The sequence below is a fragment of the Mastigocoleus testarum BC008 genome (genome assembly GCF_001456025.1).
Lineage (GTDB): Bacteria > Cyanobacteriota > Cyanobacteriia > Cyanobacteriales > Nostocaceae > Mastigocoleus > Mastigocoleus testarum.
In genome coordinates, this window is record NZ_LMTZ01000153.1 from 39,440 (window position 1) to 61,954 (window position 22,515).

14 protein-coding genes are annotated in these 22,515 nt (G+C 39.2%); 3 read left to right on the plus strand and 11 right to left on the minus strand.

Translation table 11 applies throughout. From position 1 onward, the window contains the following. Nucleotides 1–9: 9 nt before the first annotated feature. Nucleotides 10–525: a hypothetical protein gene (locus BC008_RS41490; RefSeq protein WP_036265657.1), complete on the minus strand. Its 516-nt coding sequence runs from the start codon at nucleotides 523–525 to the stop codon at nucleotides 10–12. A gap of 990 nt (nucleotides 526–1,515) precedes the next feature. Then, nucleotides 1,516–3,150 carry an alkaline phosphatase PhoX gene (locus BC008_RS41495; protein ID WP_058184670.1) on the minus strand — a complete coding sequence of 545 codons (1,635 nt, stop codon included), beginning with the start codon at nucleotides 3,148–3,150 and terminating at the stop codon, nucleotides 1,516–1,518. A gap of 1,498 nt (nucleotides 3,151–4,648) precedes the next feature. Here BC008_RS41495 and BC008_RS41500 point away from each other — a divergent pair. Then, nucleotides 4,649–7,030 carry a phosphoketolase family protein gene (locus BC008_RS41500; protein ID WP_027843628.1) on the plus strand — a complete coding sequence of 794 codons (2,382 nt, stop codon included), beginning with the start codon at nucleotides 4,649–4,651 and terminating at the stop codon, nucleotides 7,028–7,030. Between the two features lie 205 nt (nucleotides 7,031–7,235). On the opposite strand, the gene BC008_RS41505 is transcribed toward BC008_RS41500, so the two are convergent. The 9 genes from BC008_RS41505 to BC008_RS41545 all read right to left on the minus strand — a co-directional run bounded on the left by BC008_RS41505 (nucleotide 7,236) and on the right by BC008_RS41545 (nucleotide 20,279). Further along, nucleotides 7,236–8,147 (minus strand): carbonic anhydrase, encoded by a 912-nt coding sequence (locus BC008_RS41505; RefSeq protein WP_027843627.1) that lies wholly within the window; start codon nucleotides 8,145–8,147, stop codon nucleotides 7,236–7,238. A gap of 298 nt (nucleotides 8,148–8,445) precedes the next feature. Next, the gene (trpD, locus tag BC008_RS41510; RefSeq protein WP_027843626.1) at nucleotides 8,446–9,540 is read right to left on the minus strand and encodes an anthranilate phosphoribosyltransferase; all 1,095 of its coding nucleotides are present in this window, start codon (nucleotides 9,538–9,540) and stop codon (nucleotides 8,446–8,448) included. Between the two features lie 426 nt (nucleotides 9,541–9,966). Continuing rightward, nucleotides 9,967–11,211, minus strand: coding sequence for a tryptophan synthase subunit beta (trpB, locus tag BC008_RS41515; protein ID WP_027843625.1), 1,245 nt, complete (start codon nucleotides 11,209–11,211; stop codon nucleotides 9,967–9,969). A gap of 169 nt (nucleotides 11,212–11,380) precedes the next feature. Continuing rightward, a complete protein-coding gene (gene trpA, locus BC008_RS41520) occupies nucleotides 11,381–12,193 on the minus strand; it encodes a tryptophan synthase subunit alpha (RefSeq protein ID WP_027843624.1) in 813 nt (270 codons plus the stop codon). Between the two features lie 60 nt (nucleotides 12,194–12,253). Then, nucleotides 12,254–13,090 (minus strand): indole-3-glycerol phosphate synthase TrpC, encoded by an 837-nt coding sequence (gene trpC / locus BC008_RS41525; protein WP_027843623.1) that lies wholly within the window; start codon nucleotides 13,088–13,090, stop codon nucleotides 12,254–12,256. 393 nt (nucleotides 13,091–13,483) lie between these two features. Next, on the minus strand, nucleotides 13,484–15,688 hold the full coding sequence (locus BC008_RS41530; RefSeq protein WP_027843622.1) for an anthranilate synthase: 2,205 nt from the start codon (nucleotides 15,686–15,688) through the stop codon (nucleotides 13,484–13,486). 369 nt (nucleotides 15,689–16,057) lie between these two features. Further along, entirely contained in the window at nucleotides 16,058–17,152 is a 1,095-nt protein-coding gene (aroF, locus tag BC008_RS41535; protein ID WP_027843621.1) for a 3-deoxy-7-phosphoheptulonate synthase, read from the minus strand. 666 nt (nucleotides 17,153–17,818) lie between these two features. Then, nucleotides 17,819–18,187, minus strand: coding sequence for a hypothetical protein (locus tag BC008_RS41540; protein WP_027843620.1), 369 nt, complete (start codon nucleotides 18,185–18,187; stop codon nucleotides 17,819–17,821). 247 nt (nucleotides 18,188–18,434) lie between these two features. Next, nucleotides 18,435–20,279 (minus strand): tetratricopeptide repeat protein, encoded by a 1,845-nt coding sequence (locus tag BC008_RS41545; RefSeq protein WP_027846709.1) that lies wholly within the window; start codon nucleotides 20,277–20,279, stop codon nucleotides 18,435–18,437. Between the two features lie 130 nt (nucleotides 20,280–20,409). On the opposite strand from BC008_RS41545, the gene BC008_RS41550 reads away from it, so the two are divergent. Next, nucleotides 20,410–21,936, plus strand: a complete 1,527-nt coding sequence (locus BC008_RS41550; RefSeq protein WP_027846710.1) for a DEAD/DEAH box helicase family protein — start codon at nucleotides 20,410–20,412, stop codon at nucleotides 21,934–21,936. Nucleotides 21,937–22,041: 105 nt separating this feature from the next. Further along, nucleotides 22,042–22,461: a GNAT family N-acetyltransferase gene (locus tag BC008_RS41555; RefSeq protein WP_058184674.1), complete on the plus strand. Its 420-nt coding sequence runs from the start codon at nucleotides 22,042–22,044 to the stop codon at nucleotides 22,459–22,461. Nucleotides 22,462–22,515 lie beyond the last annotated feature (54 nt).

Here is a 22,515-nt window from a genome sequence, read left to right on the forward strand (position 1 = left end):
AGTGATTCCTCAGCTACCACTGGTATCACCAATGATAAAGCCCGTGAGGACGTCAGCGATAGTAACTGCTACTACTACTAGTAAAGGTGTTCTAGCAATACTTTGCCAATCTTCATCCTTACGAACCGCATTGACCACACCAATTAAGGCAACTGCAATATAAAGCAAATAAAGTGCTCTTAGAACATTAAACACCAAACTGACTGCAGGTTGGGTGTTTCCTGCGTCGGTACCTTGAGTTAGGGTATTTTTAAAAAAATCTTCAGCCTTACCAAAGAATTGTGCATGTGCTGGTGCAGCAAAATAATCCAGCCAAAATGCGCTTAAAATAACTGCAACTGCTAAAATTTGACATATTAATAACCATTTCTTTGGTAAATGCACCTGATTTCCAACTTGTCTGATAACGATGACGAGTAAACTTCCCATCAGCAAACAAAACAGCAATATTGGATTTTTTAGACTAACCGCAATTAAAAATACGGCTACCGTTAGTAAAAATGGGATAGATTCTTGCCACCTCATACTTGCCGCTAATTGTATTTTTTGTAACTTGGTTTTACGATCTAAATTGTTTCCAGTTGAATAATTAATTATGTAACTAGAAATTGTCAATTCTTTATATTTAAGAACAGCTTTAGAAATTTTTACTTTCTGTATTCAGATCTTTTTCAATTTAACATTACTACCAATAAATTTTCGCGTTCCAAGGTAGTATACCTATCTTAGAGTTACCCAAATACAGTACTTTGAATTTTCTCTTTTCGACTCACTGTAAGCTTAAGGTTAAAATAAATACTTTATTTGAGGTCGTAATATGTCTGAAATCGTTATTTTTTAAACTGCTATGACACTCAAAAAAATATCACAGTATTATTTATTGCTTGGTTTACTCCTGATTTCATAAATTTTATTAGTTGAAGATAGAATATCTTTGGTATGCAAATCGATATTGGTTTGAACTAAATATAATTACTTTGGTGAACTTAATTTAATTGTTGTTAACAACCCTAAAGAATTTTATCCCCGTATTATCCTCAAATTTAAAATAGTGGATTCTTTGGTTGCGGATTTACTTTGTCGCACTCATATCTATACTTTCTAGAAAAAATAAAGATAGATGGTATTTGATAAACAGTATTTGTAAGTCGCAAAATAAATACCTAAGATGCAATCTTGTCACAGCGAAGGAAGAAGGAAGAGGGAAGAGGGGCAGAGGAGTTTAATTAATGAGGATTTTTGCACGAAACTGAATGGCACAATTTCCACACCTCCCACACTCCCCAAACCCAATCAGTTAAAGGTTTGAGTCTTAACGAACGTGCCACTCGACCGTGGGGGATATAGTTCGAAGACTCCACTCTGCCTCTTAGTTGTTGCAAATGGTCAAAGATGCAGATTTATCAGATATTTACTATTAGCTAGGAAATGTACACCAAGGTGGATTTTTGGGCTAAGTTATGTCAGATTATTATGGCAATATTTTTCCGCTGCGATCAAATAATCCTTATTGCCTTAATCATCATCACCTCTACCATCGTCATCTCCATCACCTAAGGAAATCGAACGACCATCGGTGCGCCAAATGGCGTAAGTAATACCAACTCCCTGAGAATTAACATACATAAATTTTCCATTACGCGAAAAACATGCTCCAGCAAATTCGCTCGTATCGAGATTGTTTTGAGCAAAGGTAAACAAGCCACCTGAAGCATCTACACCCACAACGCGCTGACTGAAGTTTGGAGTTCCAGGTTCCCCACTACTACCATCTTCGCAAAGATAGATCGTACCATCGGGGGCAAAAGTCATGTTGTCAGGACCATCTAGTAGGTTTTCCTCGGTCGATTCAACAATCATGGTAACGGTTTGTTTTTTGGGGTTATAACACCAAACTTGACCTTCACCAGCATCACCTGCACCGCTGTTCACCCAATAATGTAAACCCTTGTATTCCCAAGCACCTTCACCGCGCCAGAAAATTGTTGCTCCCTTAGACTGGGCTTCGTATCGCAGAGTGTCTTCATCTGGATCGACATCATCAAGTTTCACCCAGCGAACCTTGAGGGGCTGACCTAAGAATGGAAGCATACTACCTGAAGCTCCGCGATCTAAACCACGAGTATCAACAACTTTGGTTGTTGGATTATCAATAGGAGCCATAACGGTAGGTAAGGGTTCACCAGTACACTTAGATTTTTGATTTGGCTCGATCGCAATTGCAAAGAGCGAACCACCTTCTTGTAACTGACCGGGACGACGAATTCGTCCACCACGCTGTACTACATTCGGGACAAACTTGTAATAACAACTATCACCCCGATCTTCCGTCTCATAGACAATCCCAGAACGATCTACAGATACTGCTTCATGGTTCATCCGACCCATTGCAACTAGGGGAACTGGCTCAACAGCTTCAGTAGCGAAAGCAGGAACCTCAAAGTTATAACCATGTTTTTTGGTAACCAGTTCGTCGTTGGTGGGTGTTGAGACATTTTCCTCACAACTAATCCAAGAACCCCAAGGGCTTGGACCGCCAGCACAGTTACGGATCGTACCTCCCAGAGAAATAAAATGCTTTACTACGTCACCCTTATAATTCACTACAACAGTCGTAGTACCTCCACTTCCAAGACCAGCAGCCTCTCCTTGGAAGGTATCGTACTGTCTACCGTTTGGAGCTAAGGCTCCTTTTAGATTACCTGCTTCCTCCTCTGTAGGACTTAATTCGTGGTTGCGCACCAAAATATTAGTACGAGAACCTCTCGGACCGGGAAAACAAGCCATACCATCATGGTCGCCGGGAACAAGCGCACCATCGCTCATTACTTCTCCCCTAATGGAAATAGCTTTATATTGAAATCCTGCCGGTAGTAGCAACAGGGGAACATTACGTAGATCACCAGCACCTGCAACGTCACCCAATTGATTTGTATTTAAGGGAATTACAGGACTTAGGGGACCAAAACCAAATACGCTAAAACTGGCAGTAGAACACTTCTTTTTTCCTTCTCTTTCATCATCATCACCTTCTTCGCCTTCGTCAGCCAAAACCCGGCGACCATTTAGCAAACCAATGGGAGCGACAGCAGTACCTGCAGCAGATGCGACAACTAATGCAGCAAACTGTCGACGTGAAAGTTTAGACATAATAAGTTTAATCTCTGCTTAATCTCTATTTAATCTTTGCGTTATAGTGCGCATGTTTAATATTGGATTAATGGTAGTTTCAGACAGGAAGTCCGAAAACTATTGGTCCAATATCAATTACTTATTCCGGAAACTATGACCGGAAATTTTAGTTTATTCATTCCCCAAAATAACCGGGATGTCAATGGGGGTCACGCAAAAAAAATGTTTTTAGAAATAGATAATTAAATTACTTTGTTTAAAGTAATACAAGACCTTTTGTTTATTAAACTTAAGTGATTTTAAGAAATTAATAATTACGAATTTCCCGCAGTAAATCCAAATATAACCGAAATAAATATCCTCTTCTTGTCAGGCTGAGCCTTGTATGTAGTGATTATTATACATTGTGGAGGCAAATATTATTATCGGATGAAATCAAAAGTAAAAATAAAATTACCTCAAGCCTTAATAAGAAGTTGCAATTAGTAAATAAGTTACAATTACAACCTCCAAATTTGTCTTTAATGATATTTTTTTCTATTTAATTAAAGCTTCTAAAATTTTGGTTAGTTTATGAAAAGGTTAAAATTTTGCTAATTATAATTTTGTAGTTTTTATTAGACATCTTCTCAATAACGGCTTTGTTGCAACGTCTAGGATTAAAATATTGAGAGTATAAAATTTCTTATTCAAAATTTATTTTTCAGTCAGTATTCGCTAAATCTTAGTGGAGTAAGTAGAGGGTATTTAAGTAATCCTCGTCGAGTCTGTTCGCTCGACAAGCACTCTTATTTTAAAGCTTAAACAAAATCAAACTCTTTCCTGAGTGAGGTTCTATGACGATACAAATCTTTCTACCCAACATCACGCTTATCTCTGAAGGCTCAGGAGCTCGCTAGGGAAGTCGTTAAAACAAACGCAGCAGGAATAAGCCGTGGAGTTTACAAAAACCATCACAAAAATTAAATTTTTTTGGATAATTTATTTCTTATAAGTCTTTATTGAATCATCCTTACATAATACCAAAAATATCTATGCTCTGATAGCAAGAAATTACGTATATCTGCTTGATGTTGATTGTAGAATCAGCTGAGGAGACCACGAGCAGCTAGCTCCGGAGAACTTTGATGAAAAAGAATTAAATGAATTTGATACAAATGATTCGAATTATTGTGTTAAGTAATTTATCTAAATAGAAACATTTTCTCATTTGATTTTGCTATTTATCTCAAAAGAATATTTTTGAAATTCATATGGTTATGGCACATACAGTACTGATGCGATATGCTGACAAGTGTATTTGATGAAAGCTTATTTAAAGCTGATTGATTAACATATTGCGAGGAAAAATATATAGGAATGGATCAATATACTTTGGATGCTAATCGCTAATTGATAATAATTAGATGTTCATCTATTGTTGCTAATTAAAATCACAAAACATAGCACAATATTGGCACTAATTTATATTGATTTAATCCTATTGATTATCGTTCAAATGTGAGGAAACTTTTTTATGACAGTAGCTGCTTCAATTCAAACTAAGCCCTTATCGGCAGAAGAGTTACGCAAAATAGATGCCTATTGGCGGGCTGCGAACTATTTGTCTGTAGGGCAAATATATCTGTTAGATAATCCTTTACTACGGGAACCTCTAAAGCTGGAGCATATAAAACCCAGACTATTAGGACACTGGGGAACCACACCTGGATTAAACTTTATTTATGCTCACCTCAACCGAGTAATTAATAGATATGACTCTAACATAATTTATATTGCAGGTCCCGGTCATGGTGGTCCCGGATTGGTAGCTAACACTTATTTGGAAGGAACTTACAGCGAATATTATCCTAATGTTTCCCAAGATACCGTGGGTATGAAGAGGCTGTTCAAACAGTTTTCCTTCCCTGGTGGAATCCCTAGCCACGTTGCGCCAGAGACTCCAGGAAGTATCCACGAAGGCGGTGAGTTAGGCTATGCTGTCTCCCATGCTTATGGTGCGGTTTTTGATAATCCTGACTTAATCGCTGCTTGTGTTGTTGGAGATGGCGAGGCTGAAACTGGACCTTTAGCAGCAAGTTGGCATTCAAATAAATTCCTTAACCCTATTCATGACGGTGCTGTTTTACCAATTTTGCATCTCAATGGGTATAAAATAGCCAACCCAACAATATTAGCACGCCTCAGTCATGAGGAATTGCAAGAACTGTTTGTTGGATATGGCTATAAACCTTATTTTGTAGAGGGTTCTGACCCCGAAACAATGCACCAACTGATGGCGGGAACCTTGAATACCATCATGCGGGAAATTAAGGAGATTCAAGAATATGCTCGCACTAATAGTTACATAGGTCGTCCCCAATGGCCGATGATTATTTTGCGATCGCCTAAGGGTTGGACTGGACCCAAAGAAGTTGATGATCAAAAAACTGAAGATTATTGGCGATCGCACCAGGTACCCCTTGCTAATGTCCGGAACAATCCCCAATATCTGCAGCAGTTAGAAGACTGGATGGCGAATTACAAGCCAGAAGAACTGTTCGATGAAAACGGTCGATTCATTGCAGAATTCGCAGAACTTGCACCCAAAGGTACTCGCCGTATGGGAGACAATCCTCATACTAATGGTGGTATGCTGCTGCGAGATCTGAAAATGCCTGATTTCCGTAAATACGCTGTTGAGGTAAGCAAACCAGGTCAAGCAATTGCTGAAGCTACCCGCGTCATGGGCACCTTTTTGCGGGATGTCATGAAAAAGAACCTAGAAAATAATAACTTTAGAATTTTTGGTCCTGATGAAACTGCATCTAACCGGTGGAGTAATGTATTTGAGGTTACCGATAGAACTTGGTTAGCCGAAAAATATGATTTTGACGACCACCTTTCCTCAGATGGTCGGGTCATGGAGATCCTCAGCGAACATACTTGTCAAGGTTGGTTAGAAGGCTATTTGCTGACTGGACGTCATGGCTTTTTCTCTTGTTACGAGGCATTTATCCACCTGATCGACTCTATGTTTAACCAACACGCTAAGTGGTTAAAGACTACTCGTCACATTCCTTGGCGCAGACCTATAGCTTCTTTAAACTATCTGCTGACTTCTCATGTTTGGCGACAAGACCACAATGGTTTTAGCCATCAAGATCCAGGTTTTCTCGACCATGTAATCAATAAAAAGGCGGAAATTGTTCGGGTTTATTTACCACCCGATGCTAATACTCTGCTTTCGGTCACAGACCATTGTTTGCGTAGTCGTAATTATGTGAATGTAGTTGTAGCTGGTAAGCAACCCGCGCTGCAATACTTAGACATGGATGCAGCCATTAAGCACTGTACCAAAGGCATTAGTATTTGGGAATGGGCAAGTAATGACCGAGATGGGGAACCTGATGTTATCATGGCTTGTGCGGGAGATATTCCCACTTTAGAAACTTTGGCGGCTGTGGATATTATGCGGCAGAATTTCCCTGACTTAAAAGTACGGGTAATCAACGTCGTAGACTTAATGACCCTACAACCAGAAAGCGAACATCCCCACGGTTTAAGTGATATAAATTTTGATTTACTATTCACAACTGACAAACCAATAATTTTTGCTTTCCACGGTTATCCTTGGTTAATCCACCGCCTAACCTATCGCCGGACAAACCATAAAAATCTCCACGTGCGTGGTTATAAAGAAGAGGGAACCACAACAACACCCTTTGATATGGTGGTAATGAACGATTTAGATCGCTTCCATCTCGTAATAGATGTAATTGACCGCGTACCAAAACTAGGATCGACTGCAGCTTATGCTAAGCAAATGCTCAAAGATAAATTGATCGAACACAAACACTATATTGCGAAACACGGCGAAGATATGCCAGAAATTCGCAACTGGAAGTGGGAGTATTAATTACTCCTTTTAGGTGTACTAAAAAATAGGCATTGGTGAATGCGTAATGCTTTTGATGCAAATATCTAGGAAAAATCAATGTTTCAATAATTTGATTTCTTGATTAGAAAGATACCAGAAGCCCACACTGTAATTTTTAATTCAGTGTGGGAGCGTCACGTTATCCATACTCAAATTACGAATTTTTAGTTTTTATTTTTAATTTTTAAACATGGGCGTAAATCTTACTGGTCCAAACCTGAATTGGTTCAGCAAACAAAGCATGATAATTTTTCAACTCATTGCGGTTCATACCAGAATTCTGCGCTTGTTTAAATAAACCCAAAAGTGACTGTATCGCAGCTTCTGCTTCTTTCCCGGACTTAGGATCGGCTACTAACAAATCTGCAAATGCAATTCTGAGATTACCTATAGATTCGTTATCTACTTTGGAATCTCGATCTGATAAGTATGGAGCTAGAGAACTTACTTTACCTTGAGTCTTACCATTAGGCAATTGACTTTGGGGATGAACGTAGGTGTGAGTATCAGCATCATATGCTAAAACCTCTCCTGTTTCAATTTGATAGATCCAAGCATAAATTTGTAATCTACCTTGATGAAGCTTAGCTCTAATAACTGGATAGGTTTTGAGGTTTTCGATTTGAATTAAAACATTTTCTGCAACTAAAGTTTCAACTAATTCTTCTTCGGAATAATCTTTATAATTCTCTTTGACTAAACGTCGAGTTGCTTCGGCATGTTTTAACCAGTCGTATACTAAAGGCATATCAGCCTGAAGTTTATTGAGTTTGAGTAGTCCCTTCATTGCTCCACAGTGGGAGTGACCGCATACTACAACTTGCTCAATTCCTAGGGCGGTTATAGCATATTCAATGGTTCCACCTTCTCCCCCATTTGCTGCACCGTAAGGCGGGATAATGTTTCCTGCATTGCGAATGACAAATAAGTCTCCGATATCCGTACTAGTAATAAGATTCGGTGCAACCCTAGAGTCAGAACATGTGATAAATAAAACTCTGGGTTTCTGCCCATGGGAAAGTTGTTCCAGAAGTTCTAGGTGCTCAGTAACATAGTGTTGCTGAAAATGATCGAGACCGCGAATTAACTTTTTCACTCTAGTTTTGAATCTACTGACTTTAAAGGTATATAAAAATATATTTTCTATTATCTGATAACTTTGTGATTTTTTGGAAATTGGGGACTGGGAGAAGTGTGGGAAGTGTGGGGAGTGTGGGAAGTAGTGTGAGGTTGGGGATTAGGTATTTTGCTGTGCTTTACGCCCCACTTACGTTAACCCTGTCAGCGCGGTCTGTTCTGACTCCTTATTCATTACTTCTTACTTTCTACTTCTTAGCCAAGGAATTGGGAATTGGAATAATAAAATACCCGTTCCCACTTCCCATTCTTTATCCCTAACGAAGAAAATCGGCAAGCTCTTCTAATTTATTCCAAGCTGCTCCACTACGAAGGATATCTTGAGCCAGATTAACGGCTTGAGTAAAATTCTGTAAATGATCTCCTGTATCTGGAATTATTTCACCAACATACAAAGCAAACGCAGCATTTAAAGCTATCACATCTTGTTGTGCTTGGGTTCCTTTACCCGAAAGAGCTCCTTTAAGAATTTCTACATTTTCTCGAACATCTCCGCCCCGAAGTGCAGTCACAGGGGCTGAACGCAATCCAAAATCTTGGGGTTCTAATTCTAATAAATGGATTTTACCATCGGAAACTAAAGCTAAGTCAGTTTTATCACCAAGACCAGCTTCATCTAATTTTTCCCGTCCATGAAGTGTGATTGCACGGTTAATTCCCATTTGGTGAAGAACCATAGCAAAAGTTTCCACTAAACTGGGATGATTAACACCAATTACCTGTCCTGTGGGTCTTAATGGATTAATTAATGGACCCAGCAAGTTAAAAACTGTCCGGACCTTAAGTTTTTTCCGTAATGGTGCAACAACTTTAAGTGTGGGATGCCAATCCGGTGCAAATAAAAAAGTAATTCCAACTGCATCAACAGCCTCTTGAACTTTTTTACTGCCTGCTTTGAGATTTAAACCCAATCCTTCCAATACATCTGCCGAACCAGTTTTACCGGATGCGGAACGGTTACCATGTTTAGCGACTTTAATTCCTGCTGCAGCTGTAACAAAAGCAACTGCTGTAGAAATATTAAATGTTGACGCACCATCACCACCAGTTCCACAAGTATCAACTAAAGGTGAGGTTCCAACAACTCGATCTCGCAAAGTTGCTCTGACTGATTGAGAATATAAAACCTTTACCATACCCAGCAATTCATCAGCAGAAACACCTCTCATCTGAATTGCGGCTAAAATTGCACCTGATAAGGATGGAGGTATGGAATCACTCAACCAACCATACATTAAATCAGATGCTTGATATACAGAAAGGGACTTTCCATCTAAAATTTGTTGTAACAGTTTAGACCATTCAGGGAAGTCTCGGTTTGATGTTTTGTTTTCTGTTTTAGTTGAAACCATATCAATTACTAGTTTTCCGTTAATGAGTTATTCGGTTGTTAGGATTATTGATGAATTGAAATATTGGAGTAGTTTTAATATTTCGATAGTCGTCGGTTTTCCCAAAGTCTTGAATCTGTCCAGATTTTAAATTTAGAACACTTAAGGATTATTATCTCAGCCGAGCGAGAATGGGAACAAGTAATAAATTTCAGGATTTAAATTTTAGTATTTAGATTTCAGGACTTAGATCTCAAAACTTAAAGGTAGATAATATTTACTCTCAAACTCAAATCTTCTTAGATTCTAGTGGTTTATTTTAATTAATTCTAACTTGCTTGTTTTCCTATGACTCCTGTAGAGACGCACCACCCTACGTCTCTACAATCCGTCGGGACTAATGAAATAGATAACAGTTAGAGGATTTCAAATTTCAATTGATTTATTTCACTTTAAAAATTTAGCAACTGTTTGCACATCTTTATCTCCACGTCCAGAGCAGTTGATAATAATCCGCGGACTACCGCTGAGTTGTGGACAAAGAGTTTCTAAATATGCGATTGCATGGGCGGTTTCGAGAGCAGGAATAATTCCTTCTAACTGCGAAAGTCTTTGAAATCCAGCTAAAGCTTGTTCGTCTGTCACGCTGTAATATTCAGCACGTCCGATTTCTTTAAGAAAGCTGTGTTCGGGACCGACCCCAGGATAATCCAAACCTGCACTAATAGAATGGGGCTCGATAATTTGACCGTTCTCGTCCTGCAATAAATAACTCATTGCTCCGTGCAAAACCCCAACTCTACCCTTTGTTAGTGTTGCTGCATGTTTGTCAGTGTCAATACCGAAACCTGCAGCTTCAACTCCAATTAAACGTACGGATGCTTCATCAACAAATTCGTGGAAAAGTCCGATCGCATTAGAACCCCCACCAACACAAGCAAGAAGAATATCAGGTAGTCCACCCCACTTTTCTATCGCTTGAGCGCGAGTTTCTCTACCAATTACAGCTTGAAATTCCCGTACCATCATTGGGTAAGGGTGGGGTCCAGCAACTGAGCCTAAAATATAATGAGTTGTTTCGACATTTGTCACCCAATCTCTAATAGCTTCGCTGGTAGCATCTTTAAGTGTTCCTGTTCCTGCTTCTACAGCTTGTACTTCTGCGCCCATGAGTCGCATGCGGAAAACATTTAAAGCTTGTCTTTTCATGTCATGGACACCCATGTATATGATGCACTTCAAACCAAATAAAGCACATACAGTTGCGGTTGCAACGCCATGTTGACCGGCTCCAGTTTCTGCTACAACACGCTTCTTACCCATTCTTTGAGCTAATAATACCTGACCCAGGGCATTATTAATTTTGTGTGCTCCGGTATGATTTAAATCTTCTCTTTTTAAGTATATTTGTGGTCCTGTACCATCAGGTTTTGCATAACGAGCTGTTAGACGTTTAGCAAAATACAGAGGTGTAGAACGCCCAACGTATTCGAATAATAATCCTTGCAGTTCATTTTTAAACTCTGGATCGTTGCGATATCGTTCAAATGCAGCTTCGAGTTCTTTCAGAGCTGACATTAAAGTTTCTGGTACGTATTTACCACCAAATTGACCAAATCTACCATTAGCATCAGGTTGTTGAGCGAGGGGTAAATTTGAAACTTTAGGATTATTAGGTTTATTTGCTAACATAACGATTTTTGCAGATGTCTAATATTAAACGAATCAGGGTGGGAGCAATCGATGTGAAATTACTGGAAAGGAAAGAAACTGCTAAATACTTAAGACGCTCTGAGCATCAAAAGTAAAAGAGATTAGAAGTAAAAGAGATTAAGAATATTAGGAGCTTAAGTTTCAGAAATTACTTAGCACTACTGATTAAAGAAATTGATGATTTAAGTTCGCTACAGAAGTCTTTAATATTCCGCAGTCCGTTAAATGGTGTACTTTCCGCTAATTTTTGAACAAAAGCACTTCCGACAATGACACCATCAGCACCCCACTCTTTCATTTGACGTGCTTGCTCTGGTCCAGAAATACCAAAACCAATTGCAACTGGTTTATTTGTGGATTGGCGAATTTCCTGAAGTACATCTTTTACTCTACTTTGAACTTGAGAACGCATTCCAGTAACACCTGTGACACTTACCAAATAAATAAATCCACGGGATTGATGAGCGATCGCTTTAATGCGTTCTTTAGAACTTGTGGGAGTTACTAATAAAATGACTTCGATTCCAACTGCATCAGCGCTTTCAATTAAATGGTTAGATTCTTCTAAGGGTAAATCTGGGATAACTAGACCTTTAATACCAGAAGCTGCAGCTCGATCTAGAAATTCCTCTATACCCAAATTCAAAATTGGATTGTAATAGGTAAAAAGAATAATTGGCGATCGCAGAATTTTAGTTAATGGCTGGATTTTGTCTAAAACATCGAGCAGTCGCACTCCCCGGTTTAAAGCGCGGGTTGCTGCAGCTTGAATCACAGGACCATCAGCTAAAGGGTCAGAATAGGGTACCCCTAGTTCAATAAAGTCTGCACCGCTAGCATCTAGAACTTTGAGAGCTTCTATTGTTGTCTCTAGGTCGGGATCCCCTGCGGTAATGAAAGGGATCAAAGCACATTGGTTTTTTCCTCTTAAACTTTCAAAACGTTGAGAGATTGAAGTCATTTCTTTAAGATGATAGGTGATAGGTAATAAGTAATCGGTAATGGATAAATCAGTTACTAGTTAGTCTTTAGACTCTTGTGGAAGGAGATTTCTTACAGCCTTCTCAATGTCGGATTGTTTAACTAAAGATTCTCCAATTAAGACAGCTTCAGCTCCTGCTTGAGCAACAAAATTTAAGTCATCGCGGGTATATAAACCAGATTCACTGACCACAGTAATACCCAAATTTTCCAATTCTTGTCGACGCTCTGTTAATAAGGTTTTTGTGGTTCCTAGATCCACTTTAAAGGTTTCTAGATTGCGATTATTTATTCCGACTAATTGCACTTTAGGTAATTTCAAGACTCTGTCTAGCTCAGCTAAAGTATGTACCTCTACTAAAGCTGTCATACCTAGATAATAAGTAATCTCCAAAAAATCTATCAACTGTAAGTCGGATAAAATTGCTGCAATTAGTAATACAGCATCTGCTCCGTTGACCCGTGCGAGATAAATTTGATATGGGTCGACAATAAATTCTTTGCACAACAAAGGTAATTTGACGGAGTTTCGAACTATTTGTAAGTTATTGAAACTACCTTGAAAAAACTTTTCATCCGTTAGGACTGAAATACAACTAGCACCACCATTTTCGTAAGCTCGAGCAATTTCTGCAGGGTTGAAGTCTGCACGGATAATACCTCTACTAGGTGAAGCTTTCTTAGCTTCGGCTATAATTGCGGGCTTATGCTGATTAGATCGCAATGCGCGCAGAAAATTTTGTGGAGGAGATGCAAATTGTTGTTTTACACGTGTTAGAGGAAATGACTCTTTTTTTTGGTTAACCTCTTGACGTTTGTGTAAAACGATCTTCTCTAAAATATGTTGAAATTTGGGAACTTGTTGGTTAGCAATCATCAGTCATCAGTGAATTTTGATAATTAGTTATTAGCTGGATAAGTGATGGAGATGGTTTGAGTAACAAGCATAGAAATAGAGTATACAAATGGGTAAGACAAATGGGATTTCAAACACAAAATTATTACTCATTACTGTGCGCTGTGTACACTTACGTGTCCCGCTAGACCGCCCCGTGAGCGGCGAATGCTAACGCGCCCCACAATACCTAGAGCCTGCGGCGACGGCATGCGGCGACGGCAGCTCGGAACGTGACGTTAGTCATAGCCTCTAGCTGCGCTAACGTCGTCAGACGCGTGCATTCGTCTTTAGACGCGTCCAAACCGGTACGCTGACGCGCTTCTACGCGCCCCGCTACCCTAACATTACTCATTACTTATTACTCACTACTTCTTACTTCTTACTCCTTACCGGTAACTGATAGCTACTATTTACATAGGTATTGACCAAGTTTTTAACAATCCCCAGTCCAATACCTTCTGCCAAAGTCATGATTGATTCTGGATGGAATTGAACCCCTGCAATTGGTAGGGTTTTATGCTCAATACCCATAATCACACCATCATCTGATATGGCTGTAACTTTGAGTTCCCCTGGTAAACAGTCGGATAACGCATATAAGGAGTGATATCTTCCCACCTCAAAGGATTTAGGTAAATTTTTGAAAGTTACTGATTCTGTTTCTGCAACGGAAATTTGGGATATTTTACCGTGTTGAGGATAGTCAAGGATTCCTAGTTCGCCACCAAAAGCTTCCACAATGGATTGCAATCCCAAGCATACCCCAAAAATTGGTATTTTTCGTTTGACACAAACTTCAATAGTTTCTTTGACGCCGAAATCAGTTGGTTTTCCAGGTCCAGGAGACAAAACAACTAAATCTGGTTTTTCTGTATCAAATATTGATTCCGCAAATCCATGACGTAATGTTTTTACTGTAGCCCCTGTTTGGCGAATGTAATTTGCTAAGGTATGGACGAATGAATCTTCATAATCTATTAACAACACACGCTTACCAACAGCCAAATCCTCTTGTTGAAATTCAGATTGTAAATTGTCTTGGAAATTGCTCTTGTTGTAACTAGTCTGAAGTAAAGCCTGAAATAGGGCTGCACCTTTAGTTAAAGTTTCTTGAGCTTCGGCTTCCGGGTCAGAATCATAGAGAACTGTTGCACCTACTCGCACTTCTGCAATGGAATCCTGAAGTCGAATCGTGCGCAGAATTAATCCTGTATTTAAATCACCAGTAAAGTTTAAATAACCTACTGCACCGCCGTACCACCTTCGAGGACTGCGTTCGTGTTGTTCGAGGAATTGCATCGCCCAACGTTTGGGTGCACCGGTTACAGTTACAGCCCACAAATGACTTAAAAATGCATCCAAAGCATCAAATTCTGGTCTTAATACGCCCTCAACATGATCTACTGTATGGATCAGATGGCTATATAGTTCGATTTGACGACGACCAATAACTTTTACTGAACCAGGTTCGCAAATACGTGATTTATCATTGCGATCGACATCGGTACACATCGTCAATTCGGCTTCGTCTTTTCCAGAGTTGAGCAGTTTGAGAATTTGGGCTGCATCGCTAATCGCATCCTGTCCCCGACGAACTGTTCCACTAATGGGACAGGTTTCAACCCGTCGTCCCTCAACCCGGACAAACATCTCTGGAGAAGCACCAATTAAATATTCCCCACCCAAGTTAAAGATAAATCCGTAAGGACTGGGATTAATTTCTTTCAAAATTCGGAATAGTTCAGTTGGGGACTGCTCGCAAGGTTGGGAAAATTTTTGTGAAGGAACAACCTCAAATAAATCTCCACGACGGAAATATTCAAGTGCTTTATGAACTTGTTCTTGATATTCACCTTCTTGATGGTCGGATGTTTCAGATGGTACTAAATATTTACCTCGGTAATCAATACTTTCTCCTATACGGGGCAAGTCTCTAGTGCTACCATACTTGGTGACAAAGTCATATTGCAAACGAAATGCTGTTTGTTGATAATGATCCACAACAACCAATTCATCCGGTAAATACATTACCAAATCTCTTTGGTCGGGAGTCCGTTGTAGCTCCTTCGGCATTTGTTCAAATTGGAATACTAGATCGTAACCAAAAGCACCATAAAGTCCTAAGTGCTCATCCTCACTACTTTTGAACGTAGATAATATTTGGCGAATAACTGTGAAAACTGATGGCTGCTGAGAACGTTCTTCCTCAGAAAATAATTTATCTGTGGAGCGAATAGTCCCAGTTACACAATTATTTTCCTGTTTTACTTCCTTTAAATCTGGGCGATCTATCAATAGTTCCAGTAAATGCTTTAGCAACACAAAACCCCGTTCATTGTGTGCTGTTAGCGTAAAATGATTATCACGGGTAGATAACTCTAGAGGAGGATTAACAAAACCAATTGCCCATCTCTTATAACGTCCTGGATATTCGTAACTGCTAGTCAATAAACATCCTCTTTGGGAATCAAGACGTAATAAAACTTCTTCTATACCAGTTTCCATGGAAGTTTTAGTCGCAGTTCGAGATACGAAAATCCCACCGGAAGTTGTATAAGAATGAGTATCTAAATACATAGATGATTTCCCCGATCCTGTTGATAGTTAATTAATATTTTGAGTTAGACTGGACTAGATAAGTTTGATGTAAACTTCGTTAACTTATCTAGTGTAATGTCGATTTATTATTGCTTGGAAACCTAGCATATTTATCGCGTATACATAGCATATATACGTATCATGTCTTGAGAAACTTGGTAATGAGAGTAAGTAATAGTTAACTGGTAATTAACAATGTGTAACAAATTAAAAACTTAATTAATACAATAAACTAGCCAGTTGACCATAAATCAAGGATGCACAAATGATGTCATTAAACTGATTTATTGCGTGTAAGTCCAATTGTGGCATCATTTTTTTTGTTCTCAAGTTACGATCATATAGTTTTTATACTTTCGAATAATCTTTTGTCACAAATTGGGATAATGTTTGACTTTGTAAAGATTTAGTCCCACGACCGAAGAACTGGGCTAAAGGTTTTACCTCAAGCATTAGTTCTTGAAATTCCTGTGGTTTTAAAGATTGGGGACCATCAGAAAGTGCTTTGGCTGGATTGGGGTGAACTTCAATCATTAGAGAATCCGTACCTGCAGCGATCGCTCCCATTGTCATCGTTGGTACGTATTGGGATTTACCAGTAGCGTGGGAAGGATCGATTGTAATTGGTAAATGAGTTAGCGTTCGCAACACTGGAACTACGGATAAGTCAAGAACATTACGGGTATGCTGACGGTCAAAGCTACGAATACCCCGCTCGCATAAAATCACATTGGGGTTACCAGCAGCCAAAATATATTCTGCAGCCATCAACCATTCTTCAATTGTTGCCGAAAGCCCGCGCTTTAGTAATACTGGTTTACCTGTTGCTCCCACTTTTTTCAGTAGAGAAAAGTTCTGCATATTACGAGCACCAACTTGCAAAATATCTGCGACATTAGCAATTTTATCTACATCTGCGGTATCCATTACTTCAGTAATAATCCCTAACCCTGTCACTTCCCGCGCTTTTGCAAGTAAGTCTAAGGCGCTTTCCCCATGTCCTTGGAAAGCATAAGGAGAGGTACGAGGTTTGTAAGCTCCTCCTCGAAGAAATTTTGCTCCAGCGGCTTTTACTACCTGCGCTGTTTCTACAATCATTTCTTCATTTTCGACAGAGCAAGGACCAGCGATGACTACCAAGGGAGAATCTTTCCCAAAATCTACTTTTCCGTTAGGTGTTACAACTGTAACTGTAGAGTATTCACCGTAGCGAAATTCTAAGGAAGCCCGCTTATAGGGCTTTTTGACTCTAATTGTTTCTTCGATAAAGGGGCTGATCTGTTGGATATATTCGGATTTTATTGCTGCAGTCTCACCAACTAAACCGATAACTATTTTGTTTTTACCTACTAATTTTTCTGGTACGACATCCCAGCCCTGAAGTTCGTTTATAATGCGTTCAATCTCACTTGGGGGTGTCTCGTCCTTCATGACAACGATCATTTTGGATTCTCCTAAGTCGATATTTTTTCATCGTCTTTTTTTGTCTTGATTTTATATAGGAGAATACAAGGAAATGTTATGCACACAGATGTCTTAATAAGTGGAATATATATTTGTATTATTTTCTCTATAAGTACAGATTATATGACCATGCTTACTACTCCTGGTAAATTATAAAGTTGATATACCAAGATTATGTATCGGTTTCGCATCAAGCAAAAATCATCAGCTAATATTATTAACGTCTTCCCTGTCTCGTCGTCTATTTCTATTACAGATGTTATTGGGTGTTACTGCTTGTGCAACCACTGCTAGATATAGCAATAATCTCAAATTGATTATTGGAGCTATCAATTACGACGAGGGAGAAGAAACAAGCAAAATACTTCGCCCTTTTTCTGAATCGTATTTGCAACATCTAGTTTAGCTGCGTTAGGGAAAAGCAAATATCAGTAGTTTCCAATTTTTTATCTTCAGCTAACTATTAAGTTACACTCTATATTTGTTATCTGTAAGAATAGTAATCTCGAAAAACTCACTGATTAAACGCCCAAAGGGAGCGGTCTGCTTTGCTCCGCTACCCCTACTTGTTAACGCTTTGCTAGCGAATATCCGCTAATAACTTGCGCGTAGCGCTATATGGGTCATTTATCGGACGATACTAAATCAATTTACTTCTTGTTGAGAAGTATCTTCAGGAGTATGAAAAGTTGGTTTTTTCTCCTCTATTTCTTCAATTTTTTTAATCTTCGTCATATCGATTTTGAGAATAACTTCACGCTCATAACGCTCTGGATGTACAAGAATGTCTGCCTCTGTTTCCAACTTGCGTCTTCCTTCTTCAAGGAATCTTTCAGATGCTGTTGGTGAGATTAAGCCATTTAAAACTGATGGATGGAGATCAGGTAAAGTTCTTGGTACGGGAGCATTATTATTTGCTTTAGCAGTGCTCATCGCACTAATTATTACTAACGCGAGCGCGATCGCTAAAGAAGTAGAAAAAAAAGAAACAAGGCGTAAAATGTTCGTTTTCATATCGCCCTCCCAGCATAATGGAGTGGCATTATTACATAACATTTTAGCATTTTTTCTCGTCAAATTGGGCGCAAATGCAATACCCGATAACTTCACGCATCCCCTGTGGGGATATCACAAGCTATCAGCAATTACTTTACTAATTACCCATTATCAATTGCCCGTCACCATATGACGCTTACGCGTCACGCCTTGCTAACACTGCGTTAACAGTGCGGGCGTATACCAATTTCCATCACCAATTACCCTAAGCAGTTCCATCCCGATATTCTTCCAATAGTTGAGGTATATAATCATACCCATCAACCCCAATTAGAGAAATAATTCGCGATCGAAATCCCTGTAAAGCTTTAACAAATCCTTCTTGACCCATTTGTCCTTGCAAAACAATTAATAAACCAGCAGCTTTACGCCATTCATTAGAAGCAATTTGGTTTAACAAATACATGCCCAAGCAAGCTGTGTAAATTGCTGTTTCTAATTGTTTTTGACCGTAATAGGCTTCTGCTAAATTAGCCAAGTTTAAACCTTGCAAGTACAAATCGCCAGAAACTTGCGCGCTTTTAAAACCTGTTTCTAAATGTTTCACAGCATTTTGCGATTGTTGAATTACTAAGTAAGCAACACCCAAACTACTCGCACATAAAGCTTTACTTTGTACGTCTCCCAACTTCTCTGATAATTTTAAACCCTGTTGTAAATAATTAATTGCCGTTTCATAAGTTTCGGGTTCAATTACTTCCAACTGTTGTGCCTGCATCACTTCGCTGTAACCCAAGTTAGTTAAAGCATTTGCTTCTCCAGTTTTATTACCTGTTTGGCGGCTAAGTATTAAAGCACGTTGGCTGTAATTAATTGCTTGGGTGTAATCTTTTTGGGCGACGTAGGTACGGCTCAGATGATTATAATTGGCGATTTCACAGGGACTATCCCCAGCGTTCCGAGCAATCTCTAGTGCTTCTTGGTAGAATTCTATGGAACGATCATATTCTCCCAATGCTCGCTGAGAATTACCCAATAGTGTTAGTATGCGGGCTTTCTCTTGGGTTCCTTCAACTCGGCGTAACGGCTCATTTAAATATTGCAGTGCATCCCGTAAATAATTACCAGAAAATGAGGCAAAGATTCCCCCATAAAAAGGAAAATAAGGACGTTGGGCAAAGGTACGTAAAACTTGAAGCATCACTTGAAAAGCAGCATCTGAGTAAGCACTACCCCTAACAAAGCTATCTCCTAACTGACTCCAAATAACTGCGAAGGTTAAAAAAGTCGAAATTGATAACTTGGAACCTGCTTTCACATTATAAGGTTGCTTATCAAACCAAATAACTAAACCGCGTTGCAAGTTTTGTAAAATTATGGCAATTTCTACCCAATCTCCCAAACTTAGCTCTGATATTTGTTCCGCAAATTTATTTGCTGACTGATCCACAGCCAAAGTACGAAATAATTTTTGGGGTATGTTGCTATTTACTTTTTTTGCCCAAGTTGCCCAGGGTCCGCTTTCTCCGGGGACGCCAGCAAAACCTAGAGTTTCTCCCTGCTCATACATCCAACTAACTAAATGATCTTGCAAGCGCTGCCAAGATGCAATACCTTTGTTAATCCCTTCCGCAAGTTCTTGTAAGTCAGAATTAATTTCAGCAAACTGACGTAAAGACTTTGATAGCTGCTGTAATTGCTGTAAATTCAGTGAATATTTCTGATTTGGATCGACAAAGCGTAAAAATATTAGTAACCGTTTTTCATCTGAAGCTGTAGTGATTTCTCGTGCTGCTGTAGCAATGACTTCTATTGCTTTGGTTTGTTCTTGAACTCGCTCCCACTGATTTTGAATGGTTTTAATTGCCCGAAAAGCACGGGTGGCTTTTGCTTGTTTTAATTCATCTGTTTCATTCTTAACTTGTGATTCAACATTACTGAACTGCTCTCTCAAAGCCAGTTCAAAAACTTCTCCCGTACCAGCAGTTACACCGTTGAGTAACATTTGGTATACCTGATTCGTTGAACTAATTTTACCTTTGAGGGTGCTTTGGACAATATCATCAATTAAAACCAGATACTTTTCCCGTAATGGTAAAGAGTCAGACACTTTTGCAATCCCAGAGTTTTAGATCAATTTTAATCGGACTGGGACACAACTTTAGTACTATATATAAATGCAGAGTTTTTTTTGTGTCCCCAACTCTTCTACAATTATCTGGGAAAAAGAAAAAAAGCTCATGGCCCGTACGCCAACCTTAACTTTCGATCGCGGTACTTTAATTTTACACCCACCACCACGCTGTAAAGCTTGGATGGACTTTGCTACCTGGGACGACCGAATAGAAAAATTTCGCATTCCGGCGATTCAATATCGTCCTTTAGTGGAAGCATTACAAGCTGAAAATACTGATTTTGTCGATAAAGCCAAGGAATTTTACCCCGTAGAGTTGCTTGCTGCTTTGGAAATGGAACCATATCCCCATCAAAGCGAAGCTTTAAAAGCATGGAAATTAGCAGGGAGACAAGGTGTAGTAGTACTTCCAACTGCTGCGGGTAAAACCTATTTAGCCCAAATGGCGATGCAGGCTACACCTCGTACTACTTTAATTGTGGTGCCGACTTTAGATTTAATGCATCAATGGTACGCCCACTTATTAGCGGCTTTTCCCGACGCAGAAATTGGTTTATTGGGTGGAGGTTCTCGCGATCGCACGCCCATACTAGTGTCAACCTATGACAGTGCAGCAATTAATGCGGAAAATTTGGGCAACCGATATGCTTTAATTATTTTTGATGAATGCCATCATTTACCTACAGATTTTAGTCGGGTAATTGCCGAGTATGCGATCGCGCCCTATCGTTTGGGTTTATCAGCAACTCCAGAGCGCACAGATGGCAAACACGCAGACCTAAATATTTTGATCGGTAGGGAAGTTTATCGCAAACGGGCTGAGGATTTAGCTGGAAAAGCGTTAGCAGAACATGAAATTGTTCAAATAAAAGTTAAGTTATCTCAGTTAGAACGGGAAAAATATAATCGATTAATTCAAATTCGTAATGATTTCTTAAGAGAATCCAAAATTTCCTTAGGAAGTATTCAAGGTTGGCAAAGATTTGTACAAATGAGCGCTCGTTCTCAAGGCGGGCGCAGGGCAATGTTAGCACATCGGGAAGCCAAAGAAATTGCTTTGGGTACGGATGGGAAAATTAGGGTCTTAGCAAACTTATTAGCGAAACATTACCCAGAGAGAATTTTAATTTTTACCGCAGATAACGCCACTGTATACAGTATTTCTCAGGAATTTCTAATTCCAGCAATTACCCATCAAACCCCAGTTAAAGAGCGCCACGCAATCTTAACCAAATTTCGGGAAGGGGAATATAGAAGTTTGATTGCTTCCCACGTTTTAAATGAAGGTGTTGACGTTCCATCGGCTTCCGTTGCAATTATTTTATCGGGAACGGGTTCGGCTAGGGAATATATTCAAAGGCTGGGAAGAGTTTTACGTAAGGGTAATGTAAAAAATAAGCAGGCAATTTTGTATGAGGTGATCGCAGAGAATACCAGCGAAGAGCGAACCTCGGCACGAAGGAGAGGGGAAGGAGATAAACCACAAAAACAAGAAGGAAAGAAAAAGAACAAAGAAAATCTACGGGTAGTTTATGGTAGCGGTGGTAAAGGAAGAGAATATAAAGCTGCAGAGCAGATGGAAATTAAATATTCAACCGATGAATCAAAATTGTCAAAAGATGATGATTTTTGACAGGCAGCATAGTTAGTATAAAAAGTTGCTATTTGCCAATTACCAATTACCAATTACCCATCCCCCATCCCCACAGATACGACAAATTATTTTGACCAAAAAAACATGACTCATCTAACTATTGAGCTTGCTGATTTCGCGCGAGATTTTGCAAAAATATTAGCAATTAGAAGCAAAGTTTTCCATCAAGAGCAACAAGTCGATCCAAAATTAGATTTTGATGGTCAAGATGAAATTTGTTTGCAATTAATTGCTTATCTAGACGGTGAAGCAGTTGGGACAACAAGAATAAGATACTTAAATCAAAATACTGCAAAGATAGAGAGACTCGCTGTATTACCCAGTGCAAGGAGACAAGGTATTGCAAAGAAATTGATGCTCAAAGCATTGGAAGCGGTGTCTCCGTTTACCGCAGATGCGCCTCAGGGAATGAGTGAAGCGATCGCACAAGAAAATGTTACAGAGCAACCGGAAACTACTGAGATTATAATTCATGCCCAAGAATATACAGCACTTTTCAGGTAAGTGAGGTACAGTAACAACAACTTGTGAACCAGTTTTTTAAATGCTTGGGATTGA

Excerpts from the sequence above, each read along its gene's own strand:
- BC008_RS41490 (WP_036265657.1), bottom strand. The coding sequence starts at position 525 with ATGAGGTGGCAAGAATCTATCCCATTTTTACTAACGGTAGCCGTATTT.
- BC008_RS41495 (WP_058184670.1), bottom strand. The coding sequence starts at position 3,150 with ATGTCTAAACTTTCACGTCGACAGTTTGCTGCATTAGTTGTCGCATCT.
- BC008_RS41500 (WP_027843628.1), top strand. The coding sequence starts at position 4,649 with ATGACAGTAGCTGCTTCAATTCAAACTAAGCCCTTATCGGCAGAAGAG.
- trpD (WP_027843626.1), bottom strand. The coding sequence starts at position 9,540 with ATGGTTTCAACTAAAACAGAAAACAAAACATCAAACCGAGACTTCCCT.
- trpB (WP_027843625.1), bottom strand. The coding sequence starts at position 11,211 with ATGTTAGCAAATAAACCTAATAATCCTAAAGTTTCAAATTTACCCCTC.
- trpA (WP_027843624.1), bottom strand. The coding sequence starts at position 12,193 with ATGACTTCAATCTCTCAACGTTTTGAAAGTTTAAGAGGAAAAAACCAA.
- trpC (WP_027843623.1), bottom strand. The coding sequence starts at position 13,090 with ATGATTGCTAACCAACAAGTTCCCAAATTTCAACATATTTTAGAGAAG.
- BC008_RS41530 (WP_027843622.1), bottom strand. The coding sequence starts at position 15,688 with ATGTATTTAGATACTCATTCTTATACAACTTCCGGTGGGATTTTCGTA.
- aroF (WP_027843621.1), bottom strand. The coding sequence starts at position 17,152 with ATGATCGTTGTCATGAAGGACGAGACACCCCCAAGTGAGATTGAACGC.
- BC008_RS41540 (WP_027843620.1), bottom strand. The coding sequence starts at position 18,187 with ATGAAAACGAACATTTTACGCCTTGTTTCTTTTTTTTCTACTTCTTTA.
- BC008_RS41550 (WP_027846710.1), top strand. The coding sequence starts at position 20,410 with ATGGCCCGTACGCCAACCTTAACTTTCGATCGCGGTACTTTAATTTTA.
- BC008_RS41555 (WP_058184674.1), top strand. The coding sequence starts at position 22,042 with ATGACTCATCTAACTATTGAGCTTGCTGATTTCGCGCGAGATTTTGCA.